Origin of the sequence: Paenibacillus sp. GD4, assembly GCF_030846225.1 — a bacterium.
In the GTDB taxonomy this organism is placed as follows: domain Bacteria; phylum Bacillota; class Bacilli; order Paenibacillales; family NBRC-103111; genus Paenibacillus_G; species Paenibacillus_G silviterrae.
The window spans coordinates 1731495-1753679 of sequence record NZ_JAVCYK010000002.1; the positions used below are offsets into that span (position 1 = coordinate 1731495).

Below are 22185 nucleotides of genomic sequence, written 5' to 3' on the forward strand. Positions count from 1 at the left end.
TTAAGCAAATCGGAGGTAAACCACATGTTTTTTACAGAGGAAAAATTAAGGCAGCGCATTGAAGAAATCGGAAACCTGCGTTATCGCACGTTCCACACTTTCGAGCAGCTTGGCTTTCAACAGGACAACGGTGAGATTGGGGCTACCCCCCCGGTAAACGGTGAATGGGGAACGTTTAGGCTGGGAGATCATTGGAAGGGCCGGGATCTTTATATCTGGCTTCAGATCCGTGCAAACGTGCCGAAAGAGGTAAATGGGCACCGTATAGTGGGAAGGTTCGATTATGGATGCACCCACCACGGGAATAGTAAGGGCTTCGAGTCGCTCCTGTTTATTGACGGGAAGCCTTATCAGGGAGTGGATACGAACCATCAAGAGGTGTTCCTGGACCCTTGGTCCGACCGCTCGGTCACGCTGACATTTCGCTTGTGGTCCGGACTGGAAGGCGGAGGGGAGCCGCAGCATCAGGAGCATCAGATCAAACGTGCTGAGCTTTGCTTTCTGCATGCTGCGGCGGACGATCTCTATTACACGGGGCGTGCCGTTCTTCAAACGATTCAAGTGCTGTCTTCGGACTCCCCCGAGCGCCAGCGATTGCTGAGCGGTCTGAACCGGGCCTTCCGCTGTTTGGACTGGGCTAGTGTGGGTACGGATGACTTTTATGAATCCGTCGCATCGGCACTGAAGGTGCTGAAGATGGAGCTAAAGGACATTCCCGCTAATCATCCGGTGAAGGTTCGCTGTATCGGTCATACGCATATTGACGTCGCATGGCTATGGAGACTAAAGCATACCAGAGAGAAGGTTGCCCGATCCTTTTCTACCGTTCTGCGGCTGATGGAGCAATATCCGGATTATGTTTTTCTGCAAACACAGCCGCAGCTATACGAGTATATAAAGCAGGATTACCCGGAGATCTACGCTGAAATGAAGAAGCGTATCCAGGAGGGTGTCTGGGAGGCAGGGGGCGCTATGTGGCTTGAGTCCGACTGCAACCTCACCTCGGGGGAATCTCTCGTTCGCCAGCTGCTGTTCGGAACGCGGTTTTTCCGGGAGGAATTCGGCTCGGAATGCAGGTATCTCTGGCTTCCCGATGTATTTGGCTACAGCTGGGCGCTTCCGCAGATTCTGAGCAAGTCCGGCATTACCTCCTTCATGACGACCAAGATCAGCTGGAGTCAGTATAACCGGATGCCGAATGATACATTCCGTTGGCGCGGGATCGATGGCTCCGAGGTACTGACCCATTTCATCACGACGCCGGAGATTGAATTTCCGAAGGAAACCTACTATACCTATAACGGTTATGTCGTTCCCGAAACGGTGGAAGGCATATGGCGTACGTATCGGGATAAGTCGCTGAATCAAGAGCTCCTGCTCTGTTACGGCTATGGAGACGGCGGCGGCGGCGTCAACCGGGATATGCTGGAGATGCGCCGACGCCTGGAGAGCATGCCCGGACTTCCTCAAGCGGTGACAGGCCGAGCCGATGAATTTTTCGAAGCGCTGGAGAACCGGGTGGCGGCATCGGACGAATACGTCCATGTATGGGACGGCGAGCTGTACATGGAAAACCATAGGGGCACGTATACAAGCCAAGCTTTCATTAAGAAAATGAATCGGCGCCTTGAGCTTGCCTTGAGAGAGACTGAGCTATTGGCCGTCCTCGCCGGCTCACTTGGGGCCTATGACCTGAATCAAGGACAGTCGGCATTGAATGCCGCTTGGAAGATCGTCCTTCGCAACCAGTTCCATGATATTATACCGGGCTCCTCCATTGCGGAGGTTTACGAAGATGCGCGTGAGGAATACGCAGATGCGGAGCGAATGATTACGGAAACGCGTGAGGAAGCACTAGGGGAGATCGCATCCGCCGCTTCTCCGGACACGGCACAGTCGTATGTCATCGTGAACGGCGCAACCTGGTCGCAGAGAGGACTTGTTGAATTGCCGGTTGACCAACAGGCGGATGCAGGTACTTGGCGCGATGCGCAGGGCAATGAGCTGCGGGCTCAACGAAACGATGACCGTTGGCTCATTGAGCTCCCCCAGGCTCCGCCATTGGGCTTCACCTCGATAGCCTTCGAACCCGGAGCCGCCGCCGCAACAGCGGAAGAGGAAGCGTTCCAGTGGAACGGAAGCAGCATCATCACACCGCATTATGTGATCGAATGGAACGAAAGCGGACAGCTGACTCGTCTGTATGATCAATCGAATGAACGGGAGGTTCTCTCCCCGGACGGACTGGGAAACGTGCTGCAGGTATTCGAGGATAAGCCGATGCAATTTGATGCTTGGAATATTGATTTATTTTATCAGGAAACCATGCATCCCGTTACGGTCTTGAAGCAGGTGGCTCTGAAAGAGCTGGGACCGCTGCGGGCGGTAGTCGAACTGGAATGGACCTACCGGAATTCCGTGATCCTTCAGGAAATGATCGTTTATTCTCATAGTCGGCGCATCGATTTCCGCACAAAGGTGGATTGGCATGAGCAGCACCAGCTGCTGAAGGCTGCCTTCACCGTAGATATCCGTGCGACGGAGGCCACCTACGACATCCAATTTGGTAACGTTAAGCGGCCGACGCATTGGAATACGAGCTGGGATTATGCCCGTTTCGAAACGGTGGGACATCAGTGGGCTGATCTCTCCGAACGGGGATATGGCGTTAGCCTGCTGAATGATTGCAAATACGGCTATGACATCAAAGATAACGTCATGAGACTCAGTCTCATCAAATCCGCAACCTATCCTGATCCTCAGGCCGATCAAGGCCAGCATAGCTTCACCTACTCTTTGCTGCCGCATAGCGGCGATTGGTCCACGGGCGGTACGGTACAGGAGGCCTGGGAGCTGAATCAACCGATGCAAGCGATTCGCGGAGCGGCGGAGCGAAAGGAATGCTCCCTTCTCCATGTATCCGCGAAGCATATTACCGTAGACGCCGTCAAGAAGGCTGAGGATTCGGACGCGTGCATTGTACGCTTCCATGAGCATGAGGGCCGCAGAGGGAAAGTACGAATTACCTCGGATCTGGGGATACAGTCGTGGGAGGAAACCGATTTGATGGAAAGACCGATCGGTGAGGTTCGGGAAGGGGATTTAGCGTGTATGATGAAGCCGTACGAGATTAAGACCTTCCTCGTTCATTTTACTCAATAAGCATGAAGAAAGGGCTGTTTTTTGGGCTCTTTCTTTATTCAATCCACTTTAAATAGGATCAGAATGACCTATGCCGGAATGCAGCCAACCGCTTTCCTCGCCTGACGGGCGGCAGAACCGGTGTATCGGTTGATCGCAGTTAAGCGTAAGGGTAGGGGGTACAGGCGGGTGCGCCATAAGGATAGTGCCCAAAGAATAACCAAAGGATCGGCAAAGGGGAGGGCTTATGAATTACCGGGATAACGTAGTGGAAACCGACGTACTCGTTGTCGGTGGGGGAACGGCGGGCTGTATAGCCGCGCTTTCCGCCGCACGCGAGAGCGTGAAAGTGCTGATCGTCGAGAGCGAATCGGCCCTGGGGGGCGTGGCCACTAGGGCGGGAATTCATCGCTATTATTACGGCTCTCCCGGGGGAATGCAGGAGCAGATTGACCGGGAGACGACCGAATTGGCTCATATATTGGGGGGCCGAACCATGGGCTTCCACCCGGAAGCCAAAAAGCTTGTTTTGAGCAGGCTGTGCAAGGAAGCGGGTGTACGCGTTCTGCTCGACAGCACCGTCTATGAGGTGCTAAGGGAGGGACAAGAGGTTACGGGTGTCAGAGCCGCAACCCGCGAAGGCGTTATTACGATTCATGCTGCCGTCACCATCGATTCTACGGCTAACGGCAGTATCGTATATTTGGCCGGCGGCCGGATGAGGTTTGGCCGTGATCAGGACGGTGTGTATCATAACTATTCTCTAGTGCCCCGGAGATTGAGGGACGGCCTGATCGGCTATGATAATTTGGATGCGGGCTGGGTAGATCCCTACGATCCGCGAGATGTAACCAGAGCATTTTTGAAGGGCAGAGAGTGGATCTGGCAGGCCTATCAGGAAGGGCTGCACTATTATGGAATCTCTTCCTCTCTAGGTTATCGCGAGGGAGCCTTAATTGTGGGGGAGAAGCTCCTCACCATCCATGATTACATTGAGGACACCTCTATGCCGGACGTGATTGCAAGAAGCTATTCCCATCTGGATAACCATGGCTTCGACACCGGAAATGAGAGTGAGTTCAGTCAGCTATGGATCTCGATCTTGGGGCTGTTTGTGAAGGGGTTATGGTGTGATATCCCTTACGGCAGTTTATTGCCGGTTGAACTTGACCGAGTTCTTGTCGCTTGCCGCGCATTGTCCGTTGGTCGTGACGTTTCCATGGGAGTAAGAATGCAGAGGGATATGCACAAGGTCGGTGAGGCGGCTGGACTCGCGGCAGCGATGAGTGTAAGAAACGGGACGACTCCGAGAAGGCTTCCCGTTCCCGAACTGCAGCAGCGGCTTCTAGGGCGCGGTGTACTGGAGGAAGGCGACCTCCATCGAAAGCACTCACGCAACCTTAGCTTTCGGCACGGTGCGCTGGCAGGCGTAACCGTACTGCCGGAGCAAGCTTACATGTATGTGAAGGAACTCATCTCCTACTTTGGCAGTGAAGAGCAATGGAAGTCCATTTGGTTGTTGGCCAAAAGGGTAGATGCGGTCCATTCGGCAGAGCTGTTAAAACATGAATTAGCATCGTCATCGACCCCGAGAAGGCTCTGTACGGCTATTGTCCTGACGCTGCAAGGCGAGCAGGTGCAGGAACCGTTCCTGCTCAATCTGTTGCGGGAACGAGATCCGTCACGGTTTAACGACCACCCCAAATGTCAGCCCTTCTGGGTGGCTGCTCTTATCCTGCTGCGCATGATGCGCAGTACGGCTGCGACGGGGGAGGCGCTTCAACTTTTGAGCGAATCTCCCTCATCGGTAGAATCCGTGTTTATTCTCTCTTATCTCAGGGAGTCGATCGGCTTGCTGCCGGATCTACTTCGGGAGTCAACCGCTGAAGCCGTTATCCGTTTCGTGCGGAGACCTGAGCTGGGGGGCGACTACCGGATGCATGGTGAGCGAAACGAATCGCTGCGGTGGAGCCTGGAGCTTCATGCTGCGGAGGTACTGGCTCATAGCGGACACGAGATGCACGAAGCATGGATCCTACCGTACGAAGCCGATGCTCGAGGCTATGCACGAAGCGCTGCCCGAATGCTGAAGCAACGGCTGCAGGAGCAGGAGGGAGAATCACCGGTAAGGCCAGAGCCGTTTAAGGATGAAGAGTATGACGTAGTGGTCGTTGGCGGCGGAATTGCCGGTGTGGTGAGTGCCGTTGCACTTGCCCATCAAGGAAGACGTATTCTACTGGTAGAGAGCAGTGCTTGCTTGTTAAACGAGGTGACCCGTTCTCGAATGACCCGCTGGCAGGTACCGCCCGAGCTTAGTCAAGACAGTACGGCGGCGGAACTGACGAGCTGCTTGGAGCGAGTGGGGGCACTGCGTGAGGGCGAGGTGGAGCCAGTCCTGGCCCAGTTAGCTGTTGACCGGTTCATAATCGAGGCCGGAGTAACGGTGCTGTTCGAGGCACACTGTTTGGAATTACGTCAGGAGCCCCTTAGCGAGGGTCGCTCCGTACTCAAACTGGCCTTAAGGACGGGGAGCACCGAGGTACGCGCGCAAGCCTTCGTCGATTGTTCGCCGGAAGCGGTGCTGCTTCGCAAAGAGATACAACTTCGGTCAGACGACACTCGGGAGACCACATACACTTCAGTTCTTGTGCAATGCAGTCTCGAACAAGAAGTGCACCAACAGCTCGATTTCGGGACACATCAAGTATACGTCCGAATTCGTCCTACTCTCTACAGCTATGAGTCATACTTAGATGTAACATGGGTGAATATTTCTGATGAGAAAGAACGAGAGGATGGGTTATTCCTACTTGATGCTGTGCTCACTCAACTGAGGTCAGATGGGGTCCTGCCTGCTGAGGCTGCGTTAGCCTATATCGCCGATAGTCCATGGTCTCTTCCGGCATTCACCGTTGAGACGGGTGGTTCTGGCTCCAATGTCGTTTCGAATGGCGGGACGATCCTCGGCGCGGGGTTATGGAATGCTCCAGTGGTTGACATGGTGAAGCGTACTGAGCCGTGGAAGCGGGATGTTCTTGTTTCTGGCCAGCTTCTGCTCGCAGGAGAACAGGCCGCTAGGGCAATAAGCGATTTCACAACAGTGGGCAGTCCGGATCTTAATGGCCGCAAGAAGAGTAATTGAGGAAGCTGACTACTCGCTGTGAATGCATTAACTGTCTGGAAGTGCTGAACCTGAACGCAAACAAAGCTTTATAAAACTAGTTGGTTGTCATGAAGCGTAAACCTAAAAGAACTTACTGACTATAAGAAAGTGATATGAGCAGTTAGGGTACTGATACGGGACCATACAGTCGAGAAGAAAAACTACTAGGGATAAACAATTCGAAATACGGTAATTTTGGTATTACCCTTGTTGGAAAGGAGCTAGTCAAAAGTGACTGCTCCTTCTTTTTCATTTTTATTACGTAAGTCGAGCCGGCTAAGCATTTTGTACATGGTCATACATAAAACAACAAGAGGTGGATTAAGTGTTGCGTTTAATCGGTTTTTCTTAGACCGTACAGTACAGCCGGATATAAGGCATGACGAGGATTCTTAGAAACACGTTTCGTAATGCGTTGGTTGTCGCAGTGATCTTACCTGAAGAATACACACCAGGATCAATTCCCGTGAAAGCAATCAACTTTTTTGCATAATCAAACCGATGGATTTCCCCGATCTCAGACAGAGTTGCAGCGAGTTTGCTACCTAAAGACTTGTCCATCACTTTTTCCTTTCCGATTTGCCCCGGCTACCGAGAAAACACGCTGTAACCTAAAATGCTTCGTAGCTCTAAACACCACTAAAAATGAAAAGTGGTCAACCAGTAAACACTGGCTGACCTCATATTTCTGTCGTGGTAGCTGCTCCAATTTTTCATCGAACGGGCGGTTATGCTAAATGCATCCCAAATTCCCCCAAATACGTAGTATCTATAAACACGGAATATAGGAGGCGAAATGGGAGTGCCAACGGAAGTGAATATTATAACTTGGGTTATTTTTACATTTCTGTGCCTTTGGATTGGAATTGCATTGTTTGTAATGATAAATCCTTATTATTTATGGAAGCTAACACAAAGTTGGAAAGCTCTCAGAGAACCGTCAAGGTCTTATTTTATAATTCAAAGAATTGTTGCAGGTATATTCGCCCTTATTGGATTATCAATATTGTTGCTTCCACATTTATTACGCTAAAGGGACGTTAGCAGAATAATCAGGGAGAAGACCGCCGTAGCGACTGCCACCTGTTCTCGTTGAAGTATCTGAAGTTAAACGAAACTATAAGTTATTGGGGCCCGTCCTAATGGTTTGGGCTATAGTATACTTCAGAGTAAAGGGGGAAAGCGGTGATACGGACAAAGTTAGCAATAGGGTTATTAATAGTCATCATTGGGGCATTAGTTGTTAACCTAGCTTCTAATAAAAACGATCTTGAAAGAGATGAAATTATACTTCATCGATTCGACCGAGTGGAGATAGAACGTTTGAATGAGTTGGTAAAACGCCATCAGGATGGTAAAGGAGACTATCTTATGCTCATTCCCCCGATAATTGACGGAGGATACTGGATATATGATGTGCATTCAAACGGGAAAGAGATAACATGGACCATTGACAACACTCGGGATGGAATGAGTTCTGATCGTGGAAAGCAGGTTTACCGTTGTAATAGTATAAGAATGCACGAGACAACAGAGCACTTCGTTTATACACTCAATGAATGCGAGAATCAGGTTGATAAGAGTCTTCCAATTTTTAGTGTCCTCAAGGATAACACATTACTACGCTACGTTGAACAATAGTTCAATAACCACGACGGCAGCCGGCCAACTGAACGGCTGCCGTTTGCCGTTGAAATTACGGGCAGCAGTAATCTTCAATGCAGGTGAGGATTTGTCTATAGTTATTTCCTATAGATAATACGCTAAACATATATTGGACCTATATAATTTTATTATATACAATTAATTTACTAATAAATGTAATTTCTGAAAGGGGCGCAGAATTAATGATAACTCACTTCTCACAACTTCGGTTAAATACGGTTTCAGTGCAAGGTGTTAAACAATTTTATCATGACCAGTTGCGTTTCCCTATTGTTTACGAATCTGATAATGAAATATGTTTCCAGCCGACGGAACACTTTTCATTGTCTTTTATAGAAGCTTTAATACCTCTAGCTCCAGTCCATTTTGCCTTTGAAGTTCCTTATTCTGAATTTGAAAATGTAGTGACTTGGCTCCAAAGTGCAGGAGGTATTTCCCTTCTAAAATGGTCGGATGGCAGAATTATTGACGATTTCCAAACTGGAATGAATGTTTACTTCCGGGATGGAGATGGAAATTTATTAGAAATTATTACTCATCATTACATCAAGGAAGGAATTCTACCCCCTATTGGCGAGTTGAAACTATTGTATCTTAGAGAAATAGGGTTTCCAGTTGATAGTGTGACTCATTTCAGGGAGTTGTTAGTTGATATTTTTAATTTTAAACTTGATAAGGTATCCGACAACTTTACTTTTGCTATTAGCGGGACATCACACGCTGTTATTCCTTCCAAAAAACGAAAGTGGATTCCAATTGCAATGGCTGCTTTACCACCGACGATGGATGTAGTTTTTGGGGTAAGTAGTTCCAATTTTATTGAAAAGGTCAAAACAAAATTATCTTCAAAAGGCATAGATTATGATGAAAATAAACATGATTGTCAACTTCAGTTTAGAATAAATGAGTACAGCTTTTATTTAAGACTTACAAAGTTTCCTGAAGAAGTACCTAAGCTTTTAAATCTACCTTATTCAAGATTACAATCCTAAAGTTACTAAACTAACGAAGAACGATGACACAATTAGAGGTAGAAGGCAGCCGGCCTGTACAACGGTTGCCTTTTCTCAACTAAAGGGCAGTTGAGGACAATTGTGACAGGGATCAATTGCCGGTAAATTCTGGATTAAGTGAAATTCAGGTGCTATCATGGAGTTGCTTTAAAAAACTTAGCAGGTACACTAGTCGCGGAATGACCTAAACCATGGCTGAAGGAGAAAAAATGTCCCACTTCCCCGTATTAGAAACAGAAAGATTTGTACTTAGACAGATTAAACAGGATGATTCAAAAGACATATTTCGATATTTTTCTATGGATGAAGTTACGAGATACTATGATTTGGAGCGTTTTACGAATATTGAGCAAGCAGAAGAATTAATTCATAGATGGAATCAGAGATATGAAAATAATCAAGGATTTCGTTGGGGAATCACTTTGCGTTCGGAAAGTAGAGTAATTGGAACATGTGGATTTCATGGTTGGGCGAAACATCATTATAAAGCTGAGATTGGATATGAACTAACACCAGAATATTGGCAGCAAGGTTTTATGACTGAGGTGATTCCGAAAATAATTGAATTCGGATTTAACAACCTTGGATTAAACCGAATTGAAGCATTTGTAGAACCTGAGAATATTGGGTCAAGAAAGGTTCTCGAGAAAGTTGGATTTAGAGAAGAAGGGACGTTGAAGGAACATTTTTATTGGAGGAATCGGTTTGTTGATAATGTCCTGCTTGCCTTACTTAAGAAAGACTATAAAGTGCGTTAAGTAGGAATGGAATCATCGCATAAACCCGGATGATAACTGCCACTGTCGAACCTGATTCTTATGTCGGGAAGCAAGCAATAAATCATAGGAGAATGCAAATGACCATCACTTACGTAAAAGGCCTTGCCTCTTGCTCATGCTTGCTTTGATCAACATGCATGCGGGTAAAATTACGTATTCGTTCCTCATGGTGAATGAGTTCCCCGGAATCCTCATTCGTTTGGGTGAAGGAATTCAATATGTTTATTCTTTTGCTTATCGAGATCATAAGATCAAGCGATCTATAATGTCGCCAATCCGGATTAGTCGAGACATTTGAATGGTTGATTAGCGTGGGAACGTTAGTCATAATGAACGAGGCGGCCCCTATTCGCTTATCGTAGGTTACATTTGGTAACAATGTGTAGTGGATTCTACTAAAACCAAATGCAGAGCTACATTCGAAAGGAGCCGCTACTATGAAGGATTACACAAAATATGTAGGTTTAGACGTATCAAAAGATTCAATTTCTGTTGCTGTTGCAGATATAGGGCGTGGTGAGCCACGTTTTCTCGGTAACATTCCGCATACACCCGAAGCGATTCGTAAGTTGATGAAAAAAATAGGAACTCCTGAGCAATTGCATGTATGTTACGAGGCAGGACCAACAGGATATGGTCTTTTCAGATTTCTCATCTCCCTAGGAATTGACTGTGTCGTTGTAGCTCCAACACTTATTCCAAAGAGAGCTGGCGACCGGATTAAAACAGACCGCAGAGATTCCTTGAAGCTTGCAAAGTTGCTTCGATCTGGTGAACTTACACCGGTTTGGACTCCTGATGAAGATCATGAAGCATTAAGAGATCTCGTTCGCGCTCGTCATGATGCTAAGGAAGACTTGCAGCGAGCTCGCCTTCGTCTTGTCCAATTTTTGCTTCGTCATGATCTGCGTTCTCCACAAGGAACTCGAAATTGGTCGGTTAAACATCGCGAATGGTTGAACAGTCTGCATTTTGAAAAATCTTCATTACGGATTGTTTTTCAAGAGTATCTTCATGTTATTGATGAAGTGACTGACCGAATGAAGCGTATCGAAGCTGAAATACATGAGCAAGCCACGACCAGTGTTCATGCCCCTGTCATCCAAGCTCTTCAAACCATGCGTGGTGTCGCAGAAGTAACTGCGACCACTTTGGTAGCCGAAATAGGAAGGTTCTCTCGTTTCTCAAGCCCCAGGCAATTAATGTCTTACGCTGGGCTTGTTCCTAAAGAATATTCAAGCGGGGCTACCAGGTGGCAAGGGTCCATCACCAAGGTTGGAAATGCTCACATTCGTCATGTCATCGTAGAATCCGCCTGGGCCTATCGTCATTCCCCTTCCTTAAAAGGGCAACTCCTTGCTCGTCAGAAGGGACAAGATCCTGAAGCCCAACGCATTGCTTGGAAAGCTCAGCATCGCTTGCATAAGAAATATCAACAAATCACTTCTCGGGGTAATGCTGGAAAGAAGGCCGCTGTTGCTGTTGCTAGGGAACTCATGGGATTCATTTGGGCTATTGGTTGTGAAATTGAAAAGAAGCAATCGGAAGCTGTTTGGGCAGCTTAACCATCACACTACATCAGAAATCGCATGGGTTTAAAAGATAATTTGAGGTTTTGGCTCGGAGGCAAAGCTCCTGGTAAGGAGAACCCTCATGTTGAACTATGCACTAGGTCTGTTTGAATAACCGAATGTGCGCCGTTAGTCCGAGGCAGCTCCGCGACGGATGGATTGAAATGCGGTAACCAACCCGCGCATATCAGACTGTTAACCACCGTCAACTACTTTGCCTTCGTGCCAAGATCTTAAAGCATTCTCTTTTTCAGCGTGGCCCATTATATCCTTTCTCTCCGTTCGATTGTCAAGGCGCAAAGTCACCGTCCTTGACAATCACTTCGCGAAAGAATCTTTAGGTTTACTAGGCTGAAAAAAGGAATGTAAAGGCAAAAGAAAACCATCCAAAAAATCGGGTGTTGACCGCCTCGTTCATATCAGTTGAATGAAACAGCGACAGTCTCGGACTTTATGTTCTCGTCCTTAGCTGTCGCTGTTGTAATTTCTAGGGTCAGTCTAACAAGTATCCTTTAAAAAGCTGACGATTTTCCAACTCCAAAACCGCGTCAAATCAACAACTGTAGTCACTTTATTTTATTCGGACATCTCGCTGCACGCTCGTCTTTCCGGTCTGGGTTTTATTGCCCTCTAGTTTGGGTTGATGTGAGTCGTTGCCCGCGGGGCGCTTTTGCTGAGGATAAAAGGAATTTTACGTGATATGATGTTGTTAGTACGCTGAGCTGATCAGAAAGGACAGAAATGGATGTGGATTGATGAAACACAAAGTACTGAGTACACTGCTATTTGTCTTGGGCGGCCTACCGGTCTTGCTAACGCCGGTTGTCTTGATGGCGAACGTCATGTCACTTGCTGGACATCGTAGTGGGGATGAGAGTAAGTATATAATGCTCATTGTATATTTATTTGCTATGGTGTCGAGCAGCTACTTTATCACGTATCTCATTTGCTTGTTTTATAGATTTACGAAGAAGGGCAGCAACAAGGCAATGCTATTATCCATCCTGCCATTAATTCATCTGGCTGTGGCTGTCATCCTATTCAGTTTATGGTCGCGATACGAATAAAACTGAATCGATGAACCGGGAAGAGCCTGACTCCCTGCTGTCCGAATGATGGTGGGGGGCAAGGCTCTATGTCATTGACTAAGACCGCGATAGCATGATCCATACCTGCGGCAGGACTAACCAGAAGCCAGAGACAGGCATTAAGATAATGCCAAGGACAGATATAATCAGAATTTTCAATTAGGCCATCCTCTAGAGGATGGCCCGCCTTGATTGTCACAATGATTCGCATGGTGGCTGCCGCTTCACGCCAGGCAGCTAATGCACCTTATTGTAAAAATTGTTTCGTTTTTTATTTTTTGAGCTTCAAAGTCTCAGTCTGGATAATATCCCGACTCCTTTCGAAAAAGTTAAAGAGGAACTTGATTTGTTCGTTATCATACTGCTCGAGCATTGCTTTCATCGACTGTCCGAACGATTGCAAATGCGACATGATTTCGCTCTCAGCCTTTTTTGTGTGGACCCGGATAATCACTTTTCTGCGATCTTCCTGATCCTTTTCACGGAAAACATAACCCGTTTTTTCGAGGCGGTCTATGACTCCTGTAACAGTTCCTGTCGTCAGCCCTGTCAAATCTGAGAGCATCCCCGCCGTTATCGGTTGATTCCTCAATATAATATCCAAGCATTTATGGTCCGTCGAATTTAATCCGAGCCTTTCGGCCACAGCTTGATGAAACAAGATGGTATCCGTGCTAAAATGCCGCAACTGTTCATTGAAAATGTGGAGCAGATTTTCCCTTTCGCTTGTTGACACGAGAGAAACCTCCTGTATATAATTATCTTATCTCGCGAGATAAATTATTTATTTCGAGAGATAAATTTCATGGTCTTATTATAACACTTTTCGGCTGAGCCGAAAAAAGGAGTTTGAGACATGTCCAAAAAATTAACGCAAAATCAAAAAAGCTGGTGGCTCATTTTCCATCTGCTATTTACCGCAATGTGGATTGGAGGAGGCTTTACCCAAATTGTAATGATTGTTCTGATTTACTTGACTTCAAGCGGAGAGTTTCTGTATGCGGCTCATTCTTTCATGCATATTTTTGACCTGGCTCTCATTATTCCAGGCGCATTGGGAGTGGTTATTACGGGGATTGTCCTGTCCATGCGGACTCATTGGGGGTTAACGAAATATTATTGGATTATTTCTAAAGAAGTGATCGCGTTGATACTTATCGCATCAGGAGGTGTGCTCAATATTTGGGTTCAGGATGCAATTAATATTACGCTTACCGAACGTCTGGATGCTCTTAACAACTCTGTTTATTTGCATGATCGGCTTATGCTGCTACTTTTCGGTGCAGGCCAATTGATTTTATTGGTAACAGTAGTATTGATATCGGTCAAAAAACCATGGGGCAAGCGGAGAACAAACGGTTTCGCCGAAACTGCGAGCCAATAATCGAGCTTCATGACAACAGGCTGCCAACACACCATCGGCAGCCTGTTGAGCTATCTGGCAGGATAATGGAGTTAAAAATATATGTCTGAAATTTAACCGGGATGCCTACCTCTTGTACCGATAAAGACCAAAGCTGAGCCTGCTGACGTGCAAGCCATAACAGGAGGAGAGCTATCCCCCATCCAAAGGCCGTAAGCGCATGCCAGGCAAAATGCAATCACCCTTGGACTTAGATGGCGCGAGAGTCCTTTAACGCACCTCGAATTTATTCTCTTGCGATTTGAATTGGGAAGTCATTGGGGATTTTGACTTTGATATCATAGAAGAAGCAAGGAAGAGCGCGAGAATAAGTCAGAGAGGAAGAGAATAGACAGTCTTCAATAGGTTCCAGTTACATCCCTTGGAAATACGGATTATATTGAAACAAATCGTGCAATTGTCTTATATCGAAAACGTTAGGCAACTGTTACTATTAACTTGGTTTATAGAACCTAGAAAATTTTAGCTAAGGAGAATGAGTCATGAACAATGCGCTAAAGCCTAATGAACCGTTAGTATCCCATATATTCACCGCCGATCCGTCTGCGCATGTATTTGAAGGGAAAATATATATATATCCATCCCATGATCTTGATCATGACGGCCCGGATAATGATAACGGTGATCAATATGCCATGGAAGACTACCATGTTCTTTCGTTGGAAAATTTCAATTCTCCAGTCGTTGATCATGGTCAAGTCCTTCATTTAAACGACATCCCATGGGCATCCAAACAATTATGGGCACCGGATGCTGCCTTCAAGGATGGCATGTACTATTTATTTTTTCCAGCACGTGATCATGAGGGGATATTCCGAATCGGGATAGCTACAAGCGCATCGCCGGCAGGACCATTCACACCGTATGAGAATTACATTGAGGGAAGTTTTAGTATAGACCCTGCTGTGTATGTTGATGATGATAACAGCGTATATGTTTTTTTCGGCGGTCTTTGGGGAGGTCAGTTGGAAAAGTGGCAATCGGGAACGTTCAATCCCAATGCTGAAGGTCCAGCTCCCAATGAGCCTGCCTTAGGGCCGCGCATGGCTTTAATGAGCGATGATATGCTTTCGTTTCAAGCTACTTGGGAAATCTCTATTGTTGATGAGGAAGGAAAGACAATACTCGCTGGAGATGAGGAACGCAGGTACTTCGAAGGACCATGGGTACATAAGTATGAAGGTCTTTACTATTTATCATACTCAACAGGTACAACTCACAAGCTTGTGTATGCCGTAAGTCAGAATCTGAAGGGACCGTATACGTTCAAGGGCACGCTTTTAACCCCGGTCATCGGTTGGACTACTCATCACTCCATTGTTCAATTTGGGGATAAATGGTATCTATTCTATCATGATTGTTCCTTATCTGACGGCGTGAATCATAAGCGCTGCGTGAAATATGCGGAACTCAGCTATAACGAAGATGGGACTATTCGGACGATAGACCCCTATAAGTAAAGCAAATGGGGGGAGGTGAACAAAGGAGCCAATATGCCTCCCCTGCTTTGACTTCTCGCTGAAATATGCCAAAGAAGCTGTTGGTACCTTTGAGACTATAACCCCGCTCTTACCTCCGAAGTCCAGCCGAGTTTCACATATAATCGTTCTATTTTATAAAAAATCGTGCATCATTCATATATCAATCCTTTACCCTAGTTGTTACGATAATAAATGTAAACGCCATCATTGCTGCTGCTTTATGAAAATAAGGATGTGAGAAACGGAGGGATATTTGTTGGTCAATTCATCTTAAAAAAGCAAAATCTTCAGCCTAAACCACATTCTCATCAGTAAAGTTGTAAAAAATCCCCCCAATTGGGCGACTTTAAAACGAGATTTTAGAGGTTGCCTTAAGAAAAGGAGCAAAACTTAGATGAAAGGTGAAAAGCTCTTAATCAACGTTTCCCGCCTCCTCGCAGTCATCGTGCTGTTCTCCGTATTCGCGTTTGCCCCCGTCCCGGCTGCCGCGGCCGAAAGCGAACGGACACTTGTCTGGAATGGCGACGCCGACAAAGATGTAGCCCTGAAAGTCGAAGGTGATGCGAACTTAACCCGCGTCAACGCTTCCGGACCCAAGATTACATCTAACGCCAATAGCAGCGATTTCCCCGGCATCTATTTCATTTTTGATGCAAAACAGAAGGATAAAGGCTTCTTGAAAGTCGATGCCAAAGTATTTAAGAAATTTGTGAGCTTCACAGTAACCACAAAAGAAGGCAATGCTTACACGGATTACTTGATTGCCCCCGTATTTGGTCAGAAAAAAACCAGCGACGATTGCTATGTGTTCTTCCTTGATAACGTAGCGTCCGCCAGAAATATCAACATGGTTTTCATCGATGACGCCATTCTGACTCCTCTTGAGAGCGTTCCGTATCCCGAAATTATGGTTGAATTGAACAACCTCATTGCACAAGCCGAAGCTTTAAAAGCCGGCAACAAGGAATTCCCGCTCCAGATTAGCTATACTGACAACGGATCCGATGTGAACAAAGCTTTCCCTTGGGTGTACGCAAACGAACTCGAGGGTCTTGATAACGCGATTAAGTTCGCGCGCAATGCACTCATTCCCTGGGCCGGCGAGGCCATAGCCAGTCTTAAAGAAGCAATAGTGAATTTCACTGGAAAGATCAAAGCGGACGGTTCAAATCCCTATTTCCGTCTTGATCCGGGTCCTGGTAAACAGGCTATAGAAATTACCGCACCCACTAATGTCTGGACAGCAAGAACACCGCTAGACAACCGTGTCCCCGCCAACTTTGCTGGCGGCACATTCGCAATGATCCCGTATCCTTTTGCAGATTCCGCAGGTAAAGCTGATGTGCTCCAGATCAATTACGCCCATAACGGAACAAGCGTGTTCGGCGGAATCAGCCTTCAATCTCCGTTGTCCAAGACTGTAAATGTCCCCATCGGCTCAAATATTGAGTTTGATGTGTACTATCCCAAGAGCGCGCAGGGAAAATACATGAGGTGGAGAATCAGAAATGCCAACTCAGACATCGATACTTACCTCAGGGAATACGAGTACAACAACCTTAACCCCGACTGGGTTGGCAGCTACAACGGTGAAACCTGGTTGATGAAGCACACCAGCATTACCGCCACAGTAGGCACTTCCTCAAACTTCATTCTTGAGCTCCATGGCGAGAACGGCCGTCCCGCAGAAACCGGTATGCTTCTTGTGGCCAACATCAGAATAACCGCGCCCGATCCTAATGGAGTTGCGCTTCCCAACGTTGAAAACAAGGAACACCAGAGTGTCGTAGCGCCTTTAAAGAGTGTTTATAACAGGGAAAACGGCCTGTTCATGGTCGGCGCGATCGGTACCGGAGCAGTAACCGGAACCAGAGCCCGGCACTATGAAATCTTTGTCGACGGCAACAATCTCAAGGCCGACGGAACACATCCCCGCGGCCCGAACTGGCTGAAAAACGTTAGTGGCCAGGCCCTGAGCGGCGCAGCCACCACCCCTGGTTTAGGTGAATACAGTTTTCCGACTAACTCTTATCAAGCGATCAGGGATTCCGGAACTCCCGGACAATACAAGGCTCACGGCCATGTTTTGGCATGGTACAACCAAGCCCCTGCATGGATGAGACAGATTGCTCCCGCGACCCTTTCCTTGGGATATAACGGCACAACCGATTATTACGGATTGGGCAACGGTGTTACTACCACAGTTAAGGTAGATAAGGAAATGGCCAGAAGAGTGCAGTTTAACCACACCATGTATGTGATGCGGCACTTCCTGACCACAGATACGAAATATGGCTCAAGCGTATCCCGCGGAGTAATCCCCTTCAATTCATGGGACGTACTCAACGAAGAGGTTCACGAAAGCCGTCACAGCGAAACCATCCCTGCGAATCCGAACAGCTGGAGACAGACCCTCAAAAACACCAACTGGCTTGCTGCAATGTCCGATGATCTAATAGGCGGCGACATCTCCGAGCATTACATTTACTTGCTCTTCAAATACGCCCACATCGCGGCCCCCAACGCCCGGATGGCGGCGGCTTACAAAGCCAACTACGCAGGCCTTCCGGAATACATGAAGCGCGACGGACACGACAATGCCGGCAGCATTGATGCCTATATCGTTGACACTCCTCCGAAACTGACCTACAACGATTACGACATTTCTAATCGCACCAAAGCGAGGACTGTATACAACATGGTTCGCGCAATGAACACCGCCTGGCTCTCCGATCCGCTGTATGACGGAAGACCCCTTATCGAAGACATCGGTATACAGGGACACGATTCGATTGGAAAGACCCTTGCAAGCGATAACCAATATGCCATGGCCCTCTATGCCTCACTCGTTGACCAGGGCCTTCTATCGGGTATTGCCTACTCAGAACTTGACCTTAAGGTACCGACTACCACCCCCGGCGGCGGCGCGACCGCTCCCGCAGTGCTCAATGTCAGACAGTCTGACGCCCTTGGTTATCAGTACGCGCTGATGTACAAACTGTTCACCAAGTTCGCCCCGTACATCGATCACATCATCAGCTGGGGCGTATCCGGTTCAGGATGGCAGGGAAGCTATGTGCTGTTTGACAGTCAGAGCAATGCCAATGCCGGCTACTACGGCGCCATGAATCCGGACAGATTCGTTCTTGGACATTCATACCTAGATGATTACTTTAAAGGCGACTACGAGAAACTCCAGAACGGCTATCAAATCGACCTTGGCGATCTTGGAATCTATACACGCTGATTCCTATAATTTCAACTCGCTAAAACTTCGAGCAGCGCCGCTGTCTCAGGCTCCGGGGGATTACCCTCTTCCCGGAGCCGAGGCGGGCGGTCTCTGCATACTCACATTTAATCGCGGCCGCTCATCACCGAGGGGCTACGAAAGAGGCTTTCTTATAACCATTCGCCGCGGCTCTCAATTTTTCAAAGGCTTCCTCCGGTGTAATTTTGGAGAATATCAGTTGATCCCGAATCATTGTGTAATCTTTTTCAATATATTCCGCGAAGCCTTGGGGTTCCGGACTGTACATTTGTCCATCTTGTAAGGTCGCATAGTAAAGCTGCATCCCAATCTTATCCCCTCGGCTAAGATAAGCTTGAATTGAATCAGCAATCTCGGAGTTAGCAGGTACCCCCCTGGTGGTTCCAAGAATTTGCGCGGCTTCAGGATCGTTTAAGAACCAATTCAGAAACTTTATCGATTCCACCTTCTGATTAGAATGAGCTGAAACGCCGAAGTACATGGAAGGCTTGAACCATCCGCCCGCTTCGGTACTGCGAGGTGCCGTGACCAATTCAAACGTATTTGGATTGCCTCTGTCCCAGCTAATAAACTCGCTAGTATACGCATCACGGATAAGGATTTTACCGTTACCCAACAAGTCGGCAGCGCCTCTGTCGGTTAGGTTTAATGCCTCGGGGACGACAATGCCATCTTCTCGCAGCTCCTCGAATTGCTTCGTCCACTGAAGAAACGTCTGTTTGTCGATATTAAACAATCCGTCTTCGGTGATGATAGGACCTTTGCCTTGTGCATATTGATATGCACTGTACATGAAGTAATCACCGGCATAATACTTAGTGAAATATTGGCCTTCTTTGGCCACTTCCTTAAAGCTCCGCGCCAGTGCAAAGAAATCCTCCCAAGTCCATCCATTCCTAGGCAGAGGCAGGCCAAGATTCTCCATTGCCTTTTTGTTGTAAATCATTCCGTAGGCTACCGATCCCAAAGGAGCGGCATACGGTATATCATTACGTTTTCCGATGTCCAGAAGCTTAGGATCTACTTTGCTTAGGTTTACACTTGATAAATCGGCCAACAAGTTTTTTGATGTCCAATCGGCTATCCAACTCGGATCCAATTGAATAATATCCGGTGCACGTTTAGCCGCTTCAAGAGAAGAGAGTTTATCCAAATAACCTTCAATGCCCGAATACTCCGTTTCGAACGTAACGTTAGGATGAATCCTTTTGTACAACTCCAAAGCCTTTAAAGTAGCATTATGTCTAGGTTGAGAGCCCCACCACATAATTCGCAATTGAATAGGTTCAGACAGCGATGAAGGATTGTTTAAAGAGCCGGTATCTTCTATTGTTTTTTTGCAGCCAACCACTAATACCAACAGAGACGCAGAGATAAGAATATTTGTAAATCTTCTCAATAAAATAGTCATGATTGATCGCCTCCATTTGGGCGTTTACCCATCTTAGGCATTTGGATCATAACTAGGGTACCTCCACCTTCTCTAGGTGAAACGATAACCCCGCTCTTATCTCCGAAATAGGCGTTAAGCCGGTCTTTTACATTCCGTATCCCGTAACCACCGCCAATATGATGTTTCTTTGGTTTTTGTGCTTCAGGTGTAAGCCCGACCCCGTCGTCGCAAATCATAATTTGAAGAGCATCGTTATTGGATGTAAACGTAATATCTATACAGCCGCTGCTTCTGGAATACAAACCATGAATTACAGAATTCTCAACAAATGGCTGCAGGGTCATTTTCGGAACATACAGCATGTTCAACGCATCTTCTACTTGAATCGAATAATGTAGTCCGTTTTCCAATCGCAATTGCTGGATTTCCAGATAAGATTCGATATGCATAATCTCTTCTTGAACGGTTATGAAGCTTTCGCCATTAGATAAGCTTATTCGAAACATTCTTCCCATAAGCTCCAGAATTCGACTCATATTGTCTTGTCCGGCCGAAATAGCCATCCAGCTTAACTGGTTCAGAGTATTGTAAAGGAAATGGGGGTTAATATTAGCTTGTAGCGCCTCAAGCTCGGCTTTCCTCTGTTGATCGTATCTTATCTTCAAATCACGATATAGTTCTTCAATTCGTTCTTTCTGTCTCCGGTATCCGGCAAACAAGTAGCCAAACTCATTCTTATAGTCTTTAGGAAGTTCCGGTTGAGCTTGACCGACGGTATACGAATTCATTGCGTCTACTAATAGTTTGATCGGCTTTGTAAATAGCTTACTTAGCCAAAGAGTCAGGGCTACAGCCAGCAAAATAGCCACAACGCCAACGATGCCGATGTTAAAGGCCAGCTTCTTACTGCCTTCTGTTATTTGATCCCATGGGGTAATTTCTACGATCGCCCAGCTGGAATTCTGAGGCTTGGAATACACGATAAGCGGTTCGGCTTCTCCGCCGAATGCAGAGTTTCTGATAACGCCGGACTTCTGTTGCATAGAATTCAACCACTCTGTAAATCTCATATGATTGGGTACATTTCCTACAGACAAAATTTCTTCACCCGTTGAATTGAGCATCATCCTTGCCGCCGTACCGGAACGATCCGATAAAATAGTGCGAATTTCCTCTGCCTTGATGTGAATAACAATAACACCGCTGTATTGATCTCTATAGTTCATTTTTCGTGAAAAACTAATGACAGGTACGGGACCTTTAACGCTTATTATAGTATGCTCACCGGACCAGGCAAAATCGCTATGCTGTAATAATTCAAACCATTGCTCCTTGATCATGCTTTCGATGGGCCGAAAATGAATGTACTTAACCTTTTCTTCCAGGAAGGGGTCCTTACTATAAAGCGAAACCGCTTGAACCATGGACATGGAATAGGTTAGATTGGTCAGCATTTGCTCGATTTGTTTGGTTTTGCGGTACTTATCGTATGGCTCTTTGTCAGGCTCCAAAAAAGAGAGTATCTCAGGATCTCGCGAGATAGAAAGTGAAATTTGTTCAATCATACCGAGCCTTGTTGTAATTTGATTATTTAATTCGTCTAAAAGCCGTTGTTGGTAGCGAGAGCTAGTCTGTGCAATGACTGCGGATGAAGTTTGATAACTGACGAGAATCGTGATACCCAAAATCGTAACAATCAATAGTAAAAAAATGTAGAAGAAGAGACGCTCAATTCGGTAAGTTTTAATGAGTTTCACTGCCGCCTCCTCATGATAGGTAAGTAAATCAAGGATGATAGATGTGGAGCTTCTTACAATTTTAGCAGAAATTTGAGCCGTACACGATAGATTTATACAAAGCGATTCTGTATTCGCCATAAGCCTTTGGATATCGGATTGCTTATCCCCAGTTATGCTTCTATTGATTATTATATAATCGTTCTATTTTATAAAAAATCGTGCATCATTCATATATAAATCCTTTATCCGAGTTGTTACTATTAATAACAGGCAGGGCAATAAATTACAGTAGGGGGAAGGGATACGGCAAGCTATTGTCTACCAAGAGACTTGCTTAATCAAACCTTACCGGTTGAAAACTTTAGTTAAAAAGGGGAGGATAGCGGAATAAACAACAAATTCGCAGTTCTATGAAAGCGTATTCAAAAAGTGGGCAGTCAACGATGTTAAGTAGATGAAGG

The 22185-nt window shown here is 46.5% G+C and carries 13 protein-coding genes and 1 pseudogene; 9 read left to right on the forward strand and 5 right to left on the reverse strand.

Annotated elements, in window-relative coordinates; genetic code table 11:
• Positions 1–24: 24 nt before the first annotated feature.
• Both RAC89_RS30430 and RAC89_RS30435 read left to right on the forward strand, forming a co-directional pair.
• Positions 25–3162, forward strand: a complete 3138-nt coding sequence (locus RAC89_RS30430) for an alpha-mannosidase (RefSeq protein WP_306617403.1) — start codon at positions 25–27, stop codon at positions 3160–3162.
• A gap of 226 nt (positions 3163–3388) precedes the next feature.
• A complete protein-coding gene (locus RAC89_RS30435; protein ID WP_306617404.1) occupies positions 3389–6283 on the forward strand; it encodes an FAD-dependent oxidoreductase in 2895 nt (964 codons plus the stop codon).
• Between the two features lie 367 nt (positions 6284–6650).
• On the opposite strand, the pseudogene RAC89_RS30440 reads toward RAC89_RS30435, so the two are convergent.
• Positions 6651–6853 (reverse strand): annotated as a pseudogene (locus RAC89_RS30440) (transposase); the annotation flags it as partial.
• Between the two features lie 247 nt (positions 6854–7100).
• Between RAC89_RS30440 and RAC89_RS31815 the strand changes: the two are divergent.
• From RAC89_RS31815 to RAC89_RS30455, 4 genes are all read left to right on the forward strand, one after another.
• Complete coding sequence (locus RAC89_RS31815) at positions 7101–7337, forward strand: DUF6199 family natural product biosynthesis protein (RefSeq protein ID WP_373430090.1); 237 nt, start codon at positions 7101–7103, stop codon at positions 7335–7337.
• Between the two features lie 814 nt (positions 7338–8151).
• Complete coding sequence (locus RAC89_RS30445) at positions 8152–8961, forward strand: VOC family protein (RefSeq protein WP_306617405.1); 810 nt, start codon at positions 8152–8154, stop codon at positions 8959–8961.
• 230 nt (positions 8962–9191) lie between these two features.
• Positions 9192–9740 (forward strand): GNAT family N-acetyltransferase, encoded by a 549-nt coding sequence (locus RAC89_RS30450; RefSeq protein ID WP_306617882.1) that lies wholly within the window; start codon positions 9192–9194, stop codon positions 9738–9740.
• A gap of 458 nt (positions 9741–10198) precedes the next feature.
• Positions 10199–11326, forward strand: coding sequence for an IS110 family RNA-guided transposase (locus tag RAC89_RS30455; RefSeq protein ID WP_306617406.1), 1128 nt, complete (start codon positions 10199–10201; stop codon positions 11324–11326).
• Positions 11327–12477: 1151 nt separating this feature from the next.
• Here the strand turns inward: RAC89_RS30455 and RAC89_RS31820 are convergent.
• Together RAC89_RS31820 and RAC89_RS30460 are read right to left on the reverse strand one after the other, a co-directional pair.
• Positions 12478–12579 carry a DUF6463 family protein gene (locus RAC89_RS31820; RefSeq protein WP_373430091.1) on the reverse strand — a complete coding sequence of 34 codons (102 nt, stop codon included), beginning with the start codon at positions 12577–12579 and terminating at the stop codon, positions 12478–12480.
• A 112-nt stretch (positions 12580–12691) separates the two neighbouring features.
• Positions 12692–13156 (reverse strand): MarR family winged helix-turn-helix transcriptional regulator, encoded by a 465-nt coding sequence (locus tag RAC89_RS30460; RefSeq protein WP_306617407.1) that lies wholly within the window; start codon positions 13154–13156, stop codon positions 12692–12694.
• Positions 13157–13276: 120 nt separating this feature from the next.
• Here RAC89_RS30460 and RAC89_RS30465 point away from each other — a divergent pair, with 120 nt between their 5' ends.
• From RAC89_RS30465 to RAC89_RS30475, 3 genes are all read left to right on the forward strand, one after another.
• Positions 13277–13804: a hypothetical protein gene (locus RAC89_RS30465; RefSeq protein WP_306617408.1), complete on the forward strand. Its 528-nt coding sequence runs from the start codon at positions 13277–13279 to the stop codon at positions 13802–13804.
• Between the two features lie 521 nt (positions 13805–14325).
• Positions 14326–15303, forward strand: coding sequence for a glycoside hydrolase family 43 protein (locus RAC89_RS30470; protein WP_306617409.1), 978 nt, complete (start codon positions 14326–14328; stop codon positions 15301–15303).
• A 415-nt stretch (positions 15304–15718) separates the two neighbouring features.
• A complete protein-coding gene (locus tag RAC89_RS30475) occupies positions 15719–18571 on the forward strand; it encodes an endo-1,4-beta-xylanase (RefSeq protein ID WP_306617410.1) in 2853 nt (950 codons plus the stop codon).
• Positions 18572–18695: 124 nt separating this feature from the next.
• Here RAC89_RS30475 and RAC89_RS30480 read toward each other — a convergent pair whose 3' ends face one another.
• Positions 18696–20003 (reverse strand): ABC transporter substrate-binding protein, encoded by a 1308-nt coding sequence (locus RAC89_RS30480; protein ID WP_306617411.1) that lies wholly within the window; start codon positions 20001–20003, stop codon positions 18696–18698.
• The gene (locus RAC89_RS30485) at positions 20000–21742 is read right to left on the reverse strand and encodes a sensor histidine kinase (RefSeq protein WP_306617412.1); all 1743 of its coding nucleotides are present in this window, start codon (positions 21740–21742) and stop codon (positions 20000–20002) included. Before RAC89_RS30485 ends, RAC89_RS30480 begins: the two co-directional genes overlap by 4 nt.
• Positions 21743–22185: the final 443 nt, after the last annotated feature.